12 protein-coding genes and 1 pseudogene are annotated in these 11,406 nt (G+C 69.3%); 8 read left to right on the forward strand and 5 right to left on the reverse strand.

Going from position 1 to position 11,406, the window contains the following annotated elements:
- Nucleotides 1-75 precede the first annotated feature (75 nt).
- Together QZ607_RS11055 and QZ607_RS11060 are read right to left on the reverse strand one after the other, a co-directional pair.
- On the reverse strand, nucleotides 76-1,770 hold the full coding sequence (locus QZ607_RS11055; RefSeq protein ID WP_295882658.1) for a TonB-dependent receptor: 1,695 nt from the start codon (nucleotides 1,768-1,770) through the stop codon (nucleotides 76-78).
- 128 nt (nucleotides 1,771-1,898) lie between these two features.
- Entirely contained in the window at nucleotides 1,899-2,228 is a 330-nt protein-coding gene (locus QZ607_RS11060; protein WP_295882659.1) for a hypothetical protein, read from the reverse strand.
- A gap of 66 nt (nucleotides 2,229-2,294) precedes the next feature.
- On the opposite strand from QZ607_RS11060, the gene QZ607_RS11065 reads away from it, so the two are divergent.
- The 4 genes from QZ607_RS11065 to QZ607_RS11080 all read left to right on the forward strand — a co-directional run bounded on the left by QZ607_RS11065 (nucleotide 2,295) and on the right by QZ607_RS11080 (nucleotide 6,571).
- Nucleotides 2,295-4,991 (forward strand): fused MFS/spermidine synthase, encoded by a 2,697-nt coding sequence (locus QZ607_RS11065; protein ID WP_295882660.1) that lies wholly within the window; start codon nucleotides 2,295-2,297, stop codon nucleotides 4,989-4,991.
- Between the two features lie 227 nt (nucleotides 4,992-5,218).
- On the forward strand, nucleotides 5,219-5,578 hold the full coding sequence (locus QZ607_RS11070) for a hypothetical protein (protein WP_295882661.1): 360 nt from the start codon (nucleotides 5,219-5,221) through the stop codon (nucleotides 5,576-5,578).
- A gap of 210 nt (nucleotides 5,579-5,788) precedes the next feature.
- Nucleotides 5,789-5,950, forward strand: a complete 162-nt coding sequence (locus QZ607_RS11075) for a hypothetical protein (protein WP_295882663.1) — start codon at nucleotides 5,789-5,791, stop codon at nucleotides 5,948-5,950.
- A 69-nt stretch (nucleotides 5,951-6,019) separates the two neighbouring features.
- On the forward strand, nucleotides 6,020-6,571 hold the full coding sequence (locus QZ607_RS11080) for a hypothetical protein (RefSeq protein WP_295882666.1): 552 nt from the start codon (nucleotides 6,020-6,022) through the stop codon (nucleotides 6,569-6,571).
- Between the two features lie 55 nt (nucleotides 6,572-6,626).
- Here the strand turns inward: QZ607_RS11080 and QZ607_RS11085 are convergent, their stop codons facing one another.
- Entirely contained in the window at nucleotides 6,627-7,802 is a 1,176-nt protein-coding gene (locus QZ607_RS11085) for a GTP-binding protein (RefSeq protein ID WP_295882668.1), read from the reverse strand.
- 87 nt (nucleotides 7,803-7,889) lie between these two features.
- Nucleotides 7,890-8,261 (reverse strand): RNA polymerase-binding protein DksA, encoded by a 372-nt coding sequence (dksA, locus tag QZ607_RS11090; protein ID WP_295882676.1) that lies wholly within the window; start codon nucleotides 8,259-8,261, stop codon nucleotides 7,890-7,892.
- A 207-nt stretch (nucleotides 8,262-8,468) separates the two neighbouring features.
- Here dksA and QZ607_RS11095 point away from each other — a divergent pair, with 207 nt between their 5' ends.
- From QZ607_RS11095 to QZ607_RS11110, 4 genes are all read left to right on the forward strand, one after another.
- Nucleotides 8,469-9,194, forward strand: coding sequence for a DUF1826 domain-containing protein (locus tag QZ607_RS11095; RefSeq protein WP_295882669.1), 726 nt, complete (start codon nucleotides 8,469-8,471; stop codon nucleotides 9,192-9,194).
- A gap of 211 nt (nucleotides 9,195-9,405) precedes the next feature.
- Complete coding sequence (locus QZ607_RS11100) at nucleotides 9,406-9,672, forward strand: DUF1826 domain-containing protein (RefSeq protein WP_295882671.1); 267 nt, start codon at nucleotides 9,406-9,408, stop codon at nucleotides 9,670-9,672.
- Nucleotides 9,673-9,750: 78 nt separating this feature from the next.
- Nucleotides 9,751-10,989, forward strand: coding sequence for a zinc metallochaperone GTPase ZigA (zigA, locus tag QZ607_RS11105; RefSeq protein WP_295882672.1), 1,239 nt, complete (start codon nucleotides 9,751-9,753; stop codon nucleotides 10,987-10,989).
- A gap of 71 nt (nucleotides 10,990-11,060) precedes the next feature.
- Entirely contained in the window at nucleotides 11,061-11,309 is a 249-nt protein-coding gene (locus QZ607_RS11110; RefSeq protein ID WP_295882673.1) for a hypothetical protein, read from the forward strand.
- On the opposite strand, the pseudogene QZ607_RS11115 reads toward QZ607_RS11110, so the two are convergent.
- Nucleotides 11,293-11,406 (reverse strand): annotated as a pseudogene (locus QZ607_RS11115) (DUF3782 domain-containing protein); the annotation flags it as partial. The gene QZ607_RS11110 and the pseudogene QZ607_RS11115 sit on opposite strands and share 17 nt — an antisense overlap.

Genomic DNA, 11,406 nt, shown 5'->3' on the forward strand with positions numbered 1-11,406 from the left:
GAAGCCACATCAGGCCAAGCAAAGGCGCTCGACCCCAACCAATCCGAGGGGCGCCTCGCAACTCGCAACTCACGCTTAGAATTCATGCGCCCCATGACTCCCCAGGCTCATCAGGAATTGCAGGTAGAAGGCGCTGAACTGCTCCCGCTCCTCCCCGTGATCGTCTTCGCCCACGAGAATGTCGTTGTAGGCGTACTGCGCCCGCAGCTGTGAAAACTCCGAGAGGTTCCAGGTGATATTGGCCGTCCAGCGGTCTGAGCTGCCGAAGCTTTCGCTGCGCCCGCCGCTGACCTTGTTGGTGAGGCCGAGCACGTCGTAGCGCAGCCCCGCCTGCCACTTCGGCAGAAAGCCGTAGGTGGCTTGGGCATAGAGACCGTCGGTGGTGTAGGTGCGGTTGCTGCCGATGCGCTCGGGATGGGCGCTGGAGCGGATGGTCAGATCCTTACTGGAGCGCAGATACTCGGTCTGGAAGGTGAAGTCGCCCTGGCCGTAGGCGCCGGGGGCGTCGTATTTGTACACCAGGTCGATGCCCCAGAGGTCGGCGTCGCCGGCGAGACCCGTCTCATGCAGCTCCTCGGTGATGCCGTCGGTGTGGACGTGCATGTGCTCGTCTGCGTGCCCGTCTTCATGCGCGTGCTCCTCCTCATGCGCGTGCTCGTCTTCGTGGGCATGATCCTCCTCGTGCACATGCTCATCCGCATGGGTCTCCACCATGTGAGTGTGCGTCTCCATGGCCTGGTGCTGGGTGGCGTGTGCATAGGACACGCCGATCTGCAGCGCATGGTTGCGGCCGATCTCCGGTGCCACCTTGGCAAAGGCGGTGAAAAGCCGGGGGCCCGAGTCCGTGTCGCCCAGGTTCAGCTCAGTCTGCTCGGTCTCCCCGAGCGTGGCGCCGAAGACCTCCTGGTCGCCCTGCAGCGCCTCCGCGCCGAGCAGCGTGTAGACGGGCAGCTCCGGCAGCCAGGTGAGCTGCACGCCGGTGTCCTGAATGCCGTGGAAGCCGAGCAGATTCAGGTAGGGCAGGTTCTGGTCCACGAAGTCCCACTGGTGTGGGTGCTGGTTGTTGATGTAGCCGAAATCGCTCAGGAACTTGCCGCCTTTGACCCGCAGACCGTAGGGCAGGGAACGGGTCTGGAAATAGGCCTCTTCGAGGGTGACGTCGCCGTCGCCGCTGATGGTGATATAGCTCGCCGCATCGAAATACGGGTCAACCGTGGCGCTGAAATAGAGCTCCGCCGAGCGCAGGTTGAACCCGGGCTCCGCGACCGCGTGGGCATGGCCGCCGTCGGCATGTGCATGGCCGTCCGCGCCGTGGTCGTGGTCGTGCCCATAGCCACCACCGGCCTGGAAGGCCTCGCCCACCAGCGCGGCGCCGTTACCGTCCTCGGTATCGTCCTGGTAGTAGTTGCCGTCCAGGATCACCGAAATCTGCGGGTTGAAGGCGGTGCCCGAGGTCACCGCGTCGAACAGCCCGGCGCTGCGGCTGCCCGCGGGCACCTGGCCGGATGCCTGGCCCTGGCTGCGCAGCACGCGCGGCGCCGTCATGGGCAGCGACAAGGCATCGGCACCGGCCGCCCGGCGGGCCACCTCGGCGGCCTGCTCGGCATCGGACAGGCGGGACTCCAAGGCCCGGATACGGCCTTCGTATTGGCTGCGCATGGCGTCGAGCTCTGCGCGCAGTGCGTCGATGTCGGCATCGCCGGCGGTCACCGCGGCGGCGGGTGTGAGCAGGGCGCCGAGCAGGGCGCCCCGCACGAGGGACTGGTTCATGTGTGCACTCCGATGGGACAGGGGCCGTCCACCGCGCCGCCACGGCGCCTGCGGGCGCCGTGAGCGCGGCACGATCTCGTTCGACTGGGCGGGCTCTGCGGGCGGCTCGCCGCCGCCACTGGCCAGGCTCAGGTCGCGTGGGCGGCCGGCGGCGCCCGGGGGAGGTGCGGATTGAAGGGGACCGGGAGTGCGGGGCGGGTGAGCGTGTCCGCCCGGGGCAGGGGCGCAACGGCGCTGCGTGCAATCTCCGGCGGGGCCTCTGCGAGCGCGGCGCCCAGGGGTGCGCCGGCCAGACAGACCTCGCACAGGTCCTCGTCCGCGTGCGCCAGGTGCTCGATGCCATGGGCCGCCAGCAGCGTCTGCGCCAGCAGCAGGGCACAGGCCAGCAGCAGGCGCCCGAGCGGGTGCTTGCGGTGCCGGGAGCAGGGCAGAACGGCGAAGGTGGCGCCTGGGGACACGAGTCGAGGGGTCGCTTGGGCTGAATGATTGCTAAGATGTTATACCATAGCAATTTCAAAAGTGACATGTCGCAAATGCGAGACATCCGGCGCGGCGCGATGGTCGCTGTCTTCGGGCTCTTCTTCCTGTCGGGCTTCAGCGCGCTGGTGCTGCAAGTGGTCTGGATGCGCGAGCTGTCGCTGCTCTTCGGGGCCACCGCGCAGGCGGCGGCCGCCACCCTGGCGGCTTTCTTTCTGGGCCTGGCCGCCGGCAGCGCCTACTGGGGCCGGCACAGCCGCCGCATCGCCCGGCCGCTGCGCGCCTACGCGCTGTTGGAGGTGGGCGTTGTGGCGGCTGGACTCGGCTATTTTCTGCTGGCACCGGCCTTCACCGCCCAATACGGCACCCTCTACAGCCACGTGGCCGAGCCGGCGCCGGGCCTGTTGCAGGCGATCAAGCTGCTGCTCGCGCTGGTGCTGCTGTCGCCGGCGGCCTTCTTCATGGGCGGCACCCTGCCGGTGCTGAGCGCCTGGCTGGTGCGCCACCCCGCGGCGCTCGGGCGTCTGGTGCCGCTGCTCTACGGCGTGAACACGGCGGGCGCGGCCATCGGCGCCCTGAGTGCCGCCTTTCTGCTCCCGCCGCTCCTGGGCTACGACGGAAGCTATCTGCTCGCGCTGACGCTCGCCGGCGGCATCGCGCTGACCGCTTGGTGGCTGAGCGGCCGGCGGTCGGCGCAGGTTCTCGACCCGGTTCAGGAATCTGCGCCGCGGGTCACGCCGGGCGCGGTCACTGAGGCGGTGCTGTCGCAGGCCTGGCTGCGGGGGCTCGCCTTTCTGTCCGGATTCGTCGCGCTGGCGCTGGAGGTGCTCTGGACGCGGATGTTCGCCCAGGTGCTGCAGAATTCCGTCTACAGCTATGCCGTGATCCTGGTGGTCTTTCTGCTGGCGCTTGCCGCCGGCTCGTTCGTGGCCGGCTGGCTGGCGCGGCACCGGCTGCCGGCGCCGCCGACCCTGGTGGTGCTGTTGTGTACTGCGGCGCTGTTCGTGGCGCTCACGCCACAGCTGTTCTTCCGGCTGACGGACGGGCTGGGCTACCTCGGTGCCGGCCAGGACTGGGGCGGCTATCTGCGCTCCCTGGGCTGGGCCGCCGTGGTCGTCCTCGCCGGGCCAACGCTGGTGCTCGGTGTGGTCTTCCCGTACCTGTGGCGGGCGGCGGAGGTCGGTGCGCGCAGCCCCGGCGAGCAGGTTGGCGGCCTGCTGGCGCTGAATACCCTGGGCGCAATTGCAGGCTCACTGGCCGCGGGCTTCCTGCTGCTGGAATGGCTTGGCCTGTGGCGGTCCATCCAATGGCTGGCCGGGCTCTACCTGGCCGCGCCGGCCCTGCTGGCGACCCGGGCGGCTGCGCCGCCCGCCAGGGTCCGCGGGCGTCGGGTGCAGGCGCCGGCACCCACGATGGTGCTGGCGCCGGTGCTGGGCTTCCTGCTGCTGCTCTCGGCGCTGGACGCGGGCCGGCTGCCCGTGGTGCGGACCGATCCGTTACGCCGCGCGGAGTCTCTGCTGGAGGTCCGCGAGGGCGGCGCCGGCACCGTAGCCGTCGTGCGCCGCGGCGAGCACCTCGGCATCAAGGTGGACAATCATTACACCCTGGGCAGCACCCGCGGGCATGGGCTGCAGCAGCGCCAGGCGCACTTTCCACTGCTGCTGCATCCGGCGCCGAAGCGGGTGTTCTTCCTCGGCATGGGCACCGGCATCACCGCCGGCGCCGCCCTGGCGCATCCCGTGGAGGAGGTGGTGGTGGCAGAGCTGCTCGGCGACGTCATAGAGCTGGCCGCCCGGTACTTCCGTCCCTATGCCAATGGCCTGTTCGAAGACCCGCGGGTCAGGCTGCTGGCGGAAGACGGCCGCCACCACCTGAGCGCCGCGGGTGCGACCTACGATGTCATCGTCGGTGACCTGTTCGTGCCCTGGAAGCGCGGCAACGCGGCACTCTACTCCCTGGAGCACTTCCAGCACGTGGCCGAGCGCCTGGCGCCGGGAGGGCTGTTCGCCCAATGGGTGCCCTTGTACCAGGTGACCGAGCAGGAGCTCGGCACCATCGCGCGCACCTTCACGGAGGTGTTTCCGGACGTGACCCTCTGGCGCGGCGACTTCCTGCCGGAGGGTCCCATTGTCGCCCTCGTGGGCCGCCTACATGCCCAGCCGCTCGACGCCGCGGCGTTGCTGAGCCGGGCCCAGGCGCTGCGGGCCGGCACGGGCAGCGACGATCCGGGCGGACCGCAGCACTCGGTCCTGCCCGATCCCGACACGCCGCCGCTCCTGCTCTACTACGCCGGCAACCTCGGCCGGGCCACCGGCCTGCTCGCGGACTATCCGCTCAACACCGACGACCGCCCGCGTCTGCAGTTCAGCGCCGCCCGCGCCCAGCGCGACGAGGCGGCCGGCCGCCGCGGCTGGCTTGTGGGCGAGCCGCTGATCGACTTGTTCCGACGCCTGCTGGCGGCGGCGCCCATTGCCGATGACCCCTACCTCGCGCACCTCGGGCCGAAGCAGCGTGAGGCGGTCAGCGCCGGGCTCGACATCTTCGCAGCCCGCCTCGCCGACAAACGGGGCGACGCCGCGGGCGCGCAGGCCCTGCTCGCGCGGGCGACTCGCGCCCTCGCGGCGGACGCGCCCGCAGAGCCCGACCCCGCCCGGCTGCGCCGGGACCTGGAGGCGCTGCGCGCGGAGCGGGACGCGGCCATCGAGGCGCTGGAGCAGCGCATCGAGCGGCTTCAGGACGGCTGATGCTGAGCCGAGGGCGGCCGAATTGACCGCAGACAGGGCAGCCGTCGGCGCCGTGGTCTAGGCTTGCGCCCCGTGTATGCCGGGTGAGCGCCGGCGACTGCTGTGACCTGCGCTGGTCGCAACAGACCCGCGCAGGCCGATGGATCAGGGCCAGCGCTGCGCCCAACACCCGCACTCAATCCCGGCGTGGCACCCGTTCAAGCACACTGACCCTGGAACACCGACCGATGACCGAGCCCTGCAAGACCCATCCGCATCACGACCACGAGCACGGCCCCAACTGCGGCCACCAGGCCGTGCGCCACGGCGACCACGTGGACTACCTGCACGACGGCCACCTGCACCATCCGCACAAGGTGGACGGCAAGACGCACTACGACGAGCACGTCATCGAAGTGAGCGAGACCAACCCCGACGGCTGCGAGCAGCGCGTCACCGCCTGCTGCGAGAGCGGCCATGTGCACGGCCCCGGCTGCGGCCACGAGGCCGTCCCGCACGGCGATCACGTGGACTACATCGTCGACGGGCGCCTGCATCACCCGCACGGCGACCATTGCGACGATCACGGGCCTGTGACTCTGGTGTGAGGATCGATTCCCGCACGACCCGGCGCAGCGTGACGCATCCGTCGGCGCTCCCGCGCCGCGTCGATGAGCGGCCAAGCCGCCCGGTCGCTGTTCCAATAGCGGTCACCCATGACTCGTGGGGAGCGACCTGTGCAGGCTGACGCGCGCCGGTATCCGCGCACCGCTGCCAGGAATCGGTGCACTGCCGCAGCGACCGCGGAGCGCTAAGAGATGCGTGCCATCGCGAAGCGGTGGCACGAGCGCTCAGGCATCCACAATCGCAACGGCAACCTCGGCTTCGCCGCTGTGCGCCACCCAAATCCACTGATCTGCGTGCTGCACTGCGGCAACGAGCGAGGCAAGGCGATCACCGCGCGACTGCCCGACCGTTGAGCCCGCAACGCGGCCCAGGATCCCAGGTTGCTATACTGCCGCTGAAGAATCGGCCGTCCGGCAACAGACATGGCGCTCGCAGAGGAAGACATTCAGTTCATCAAAGACCACCTCGGCGAGTGGCTCGCGGAGCAGAGTCTCGGCAAGCCGCCGGCGGTCTACGAGATCGAGCTGCGCGAGCGCATGGTGCGCGTCGAGGAGGAGCTGCGCCACCAGCGCGAGCTGATGCGCGAAGGTTTTGCGCAGATGGAGAAGCGCTTCGAGCAGATCGACAAGCGCTTCGAGCAGGTGGATAAGCGCTTCGAGCAGGTCGATAAGCGCTTCGAGCAGATCGACAAACGCCTCGAGCAGGTCGATAAGCGCTTCGAGCAAATCGACAAACGCCTCGAGCAGGTCGACAAACGCTTTGAGCAGGTAGACAAGCGCTTCGAAGCATTTCAGGCGGACATGGACAAGCGCTTCGAAGCATTTCAGGCGGACATGGACAAGCGCTTCGAGGCAGGGCGCCAGGACATGCGCGAGCTGCAACGGCGCATGGACCGCTTCATGATCTGGTCCTTCGGCACCACGCTGGCGGTCGGCGCGCTGGTGGTCAGCCTGGTGAAGTTCTGGCATCCCTGAGGTATCCCCCGTCCGCCTGCGCTCTGCCGGGCGCAGCACCGTCGAGGGCGTTTGCTTAACCCGGCTCCGCCGGCCCCTGCCATACCTCGATGAACGCGTTGAGCGACGCCTCGATGGTTTCCCGCGGGATGTCCCGGGTGATGAAGACGATCCTGGAGCGCCGGTCGTCGCTGGGCCAGGCCGGCAGCTCCACCGGTGGGTGGAAGATGTGCTGCACGCCGTGGATGGCCACGGGTGCCGGCCGTCCGCGCAGGTTCAGTATGCCCTTCACGCGGAGCATGTCGGGGCCGGCGAGGGACAGCAGCAGATCGAGCCAGGCGTCGAGCATGCTGTCGGCCAGCGGTGGGTCGATGACGATGCAGAAGGCGCGGATGTGGTCGTCGTGGCGGTTGCGGTCGTGGTGGTGGTGATCGGCGGCGTGGTGGTCACCGCTGTGGTCGTGGTGCCCGTCGTGTCCGCTGTGGTCCCGGTGCCCAGGGTCCGCCCGATGCCCATCGTCCTCGTGCTGGCCGGGTGCGCTGTGGTCGTGATCGGCATGCGTGTCCGCTGCATCCCGGTACGCCTCTTCATTCAGCCAACGGGCAACATCGGGCGTTTTCTGCGTCGGATCGAACAGGCCGAGCCCCAGAAGTGAGCTTGGTGCGACGACGCCGTTGTGGACGCGCAGCCGGCGTGCCGCCGGGTTGATGCGGTCCAGGCGCTGCTCCAGTGCGGTCACTGCGGCGGGCTCGGCCAGGTCCGCCTTGGTGAGCAGCAGGCAGTCCGCCACCGCGGCCTGCTTCAGGGCCTCGGGCTGGGCATCGAGCGTGTCGCCGGCGTTGGTCAGGTCCAGGGTGGTGACGATGCCGTCCAGGCGATAGCGCCGCGCAATGACGTCGACGGTCATCAACGTGTGAATGATCGGCGCGGGGTCGGCGAGCCCGGTGGTTTCGATGACCACGCGGTCGAATTGTCGCTCGCCGCCGCGCGAGAAGCGCCAGTGGGCGTCCTTGAGCGTGCTGACGAGGTCCCCGCGGATGGTGCAGCAGAGGCAGCCGCTGGACATCTCCACCACGGTGTCGTCGGCCACCCGGCTCATCAGCAGGTGATCGAGCCCCACCTCGCCGAATTCGTTGATGATGACCAGCGTACGCGCCAGCTCCGGCTGGCGCACCAGGTGATTGAGCACCGTGGTTTTGCCGCTGCCGAGAAAGCCGGTCAGCAGCGTGACAGGGATCAGGGATCTGGGCATGGGGCCTCCTCACGGCGGCGGATCTGCTGAATACAGGGCGGTTGATCGGCAGTGCGGACCAGGCGCGTGCACCTGGCCGCCGCATGCTCAGCGTCCGGACCCTGCCTGGCGCTCACGCAGCTCGCGCCGCTCCTGCGCCTCCACACTGAGCGTCGCCACCGGCCGGGCTTCGAGCCTTGCCAGGCCGATGGGCTCGCCGGTTTCCTCGCACCAGCCATAGCTGCCGTCGTCGATGCGGGCCAGGGCGGCGTCGATCTTGCCGAGCAGCTTGCGGCAGCGGTCGCGGCTGCGAAGCTCCAGTGTCTGGGCGGCCTCGCGGCTGGCACGGTCCACCTCGTCACCGACGTCATGATGGCTGTCGTCGCGCAGCTCCGCCAGTGTCGCGCGCGTCTCCGCCACCAATGCGGACCGCCAGTCGAGAAGCTTCCGCCGGAAATAGGCCAGCTGCCGCGGCCCCATGTACAGCTCATCCTCCGGCGGGCCACCCTGGGGTGCGTCCTGGGACGCGACAGGAATCGTCGCGTTCTGCGCGGGCACGGTGTCTTGCATCGCAGCGACCCTCCGGCGGGATGGTTGGTGTCGGGCGAGTATAACGTTATATTGTTACTCCGCCTTGCTTCAACCAAGGTCCCGCTGCTCAACGCAGGGCCCCCTCGGGAGAGACTCATGACCGAGATGACCACCATCGCCGCGCCACCATCGGCCGCGTTGCGTCCTCCGGTGCCGGCCGCCGACGCTGCGACCGCACCCCTGCCCGGTGTCGTGCAGACACCCGACCGCGACGGGCTGTCGCTGATCACCGCCCCTGACGTCACCCTCGCCGTCTGGGCCAGGCCGGCAGCGCCGGAGATCCCCGCGGAGATCGCCGCTTGCGTACCGTTGCCGGCCACCGCACTGCGCGCAGAGCTGGCAGCCACGGAGCTGATGCGGGACGCGAAGGCCGTGCTGTCGGGGCGACTCGCGGCGCATGGCCTCCCGGTGCAGAGCTGCCCGCGCTGGCTCTCGGACATGGCCGAACTGACGCGGCGCTTTGCAGCGCTTGTGTCCCAGACCCTCGATGCAACCGCCATCACACTGCGCCTTGAGGTGCTGGCGGATGTCGCATGTCCGCGCTTTCATGTGGACCAGACGCGGCTGCGGCTGCTCTGCACCTACCGCGGTCCGGGCACCGAATGGCTGCCACCGGGCGCGGTGGATCGCCGGGCGCTCGGCAACGGGGCGCCGAATGCGCAGATCGCGGACCCTGCTGCCGTGCGCACCCTGGCACCGTTCTGGGTCGGCATCCTGAAGGGGGAGCGTTACCCCGGTAACGCCGGACGGGGGCAGGTGCATCGCTCGCCGGCCCTGCCGGACGGCTCGGCCCCGCGCGTGCTCTTCTGCCTGGATGCCTGATCCATGGACCGGACCGCCACAGCATTTGCGCCAGCGCCCAGCTCATCGAGCAGCTCATCGAGCAGCTCATCGAGCAGCTCAGCGCCCGGCTCATCACCCAGCGCAACGCCCGGCGCTGCGCTGCCGACAGCCAGCCCAGACCATCATCCCGGCGCTGGTCCAGCCGATGGGTCTGCCGCCGCTGCCGTGCGGGCCGTGCAGGAGCTGGCGGATGTGGTCGCGATCTTACGGTATCCGCCTGCTCTGCACCTGGCTCGGCCCTGGCACGCAGTGGCTGGACGATGCCGCCTCACCCGTCAGCGATCCGGCGCAACTGCCGGCTGACGCGCCCCCGAGCGGCCAGGCCGCACCCTTTGATCTGGTGCTGCTCAAGGGCGGGTTGTGGCAGGGCAACACCGGGCGCGGCGCCATCCACCGCTCGCCGGACCCCGCCGGTGCCGCCCGCTGCCTGGTGGCGCTGGACGCGCTCTGGGACTGACCAACCGCCGGCGCAGGCCGCGCGCCGGCCCTGCCCTCTCGACCCCAATCCCGTCCGATCAACCCGGAGGCCAAACCCATGACCGACCAGATCCACACCCCCGACCACAACGACGGCAGGCTCCCCGTCACCGTCCTCTCCGGCTTCCTCGGCGCCGGCAAGACCACGCTGCTCAATCACATCCTGCACAACCGCGAAGGCCGCCGCGTGGCGGTCATCGTCAATGACATGTCGGAGGTCAACATCGACGCCGAGCTCGTCGCCCAAGGGGTCAGCCTCAGCCACGCTGACGAGAAGCTGGTGGAGATGAGCAACGGCTGCATCTGCTGCACGCTGCGGGAAGACCTGTTGGTGGAAGTCGGCAAGCTGGCGCGGGAGGGGCGCTTCGATTATCTGGTCATCGAATCCACCGGCATCTCCGAGCCGCTGCCGGTGGCCGAGACCTTCACCTTCCGCGATGAGCAGGGTGAGAGCTTGTCCGACGTTGCGCGGCTCGACACACTGGTCACCGTGGTCGACGCGGTGAGCTTTCCGAGCGACCTGCACAGCGCCGATGCGCTGGCCGAGCGCGGCGAGTCCCTGGGCGCAGAGGATCAGCGCAACCTCGCGGAGCTGCTGGTGGACCAGGTCGAATTCGCTGATGTCGTCATCGTGAACAAGGCCGACCTCGTGAGCAGCGATGAGCGCCGGCGCCTCAAGCACGCGCTGCGCCAGCTCAACCGGACCGCAGAGATTCTGGAGGCGAGCTACTGCCAGGTGCCATTGAGCAAGGTGCTCGACACAGGCCGATTCGACTTCGCACGCGCCGCGCAGGCGCCCGGCTGGCTCAAGACGCTGCGGGGCGAGGAATCCTCTGAGAGCGATGAGTACGGTGTCACCAGTTTCGTCTACCGCGCCCGGCGGCCCTTCCACCCGGAGCGCTTCTACGCGGCGATGCAGTGGGACTGGCCGGGGAATCTCCTGCGCTCCAAGGGCTGGTTTTGGTTGGCGACCCGCCACGATCTGGCGGGCAGCTGGTCGCAGGCGGGGGGATTGGTGCGCCACGGCGCCGCCGGCTGGTGGTGGGACGCCGCGGCTGCAGAAGATTGGCCCGAAGACCCGGTGCAACGCGCGCGCATCGAGGCGGCCTTCGACGGCCCCTATGGCGACCGCCGGCAGGAGCTGGTCTTCATCGGTCAGCACCTGGACGAGAGCGCCATGCGTGCACGCCTGGATGCCTGCCTGCTGAACGACGCCGAGCTGGCGCTGGGTCCGGCCGGCTGGCGGGCGCTGCATGACCCCTTTCCGGAGTGGCTCCAAGACGCGGATGCCGCCTGAGGTCTGCGCAAGCCACCCGTCCAGCGCGCCTGAGCACGCGCGCGCTCCATCAAGAGTCGTCAGGAGCCACCATGTCACGCCAAGACCACGCGCCGGCAGGCGCTGACCCATCCGGCTATGCCGCGGAGCTGTTTCCGTCAGACTACGCCAGCTGGCGGCATTGCATCGAGGTCAAGTGCGGGCTGCGCCTGACCCGCGACTATGTGCAGGCGCGCCTGGCCGTGCTGAGCGACCCCGGCCGGGAAGAGACCGAGCGCTTCATCCGCACCTACGGGCGGGCGTACTGGCAACAGGTGGTCGTTCGTCATCGAATTCGTTGACGTTGATCACCTCGACCCCAAAGGACTCCTCCAGGATGCCCTTCAGCGCGGCGCGGAAGCTGGCCTCGGAGGCCAGGCCCCAGCGCGCCCCCAGCGC

This window comes from uncultured Thiohalocapsa sp., assembly GCF_913063425.1.
In the GTDB taxonomy this organism is placed as follows: Bacteria; Pseudomonadota; Gammaproteobacteria; order Chromatiales; family Chromatiaceae; genus Thiohalocapsa.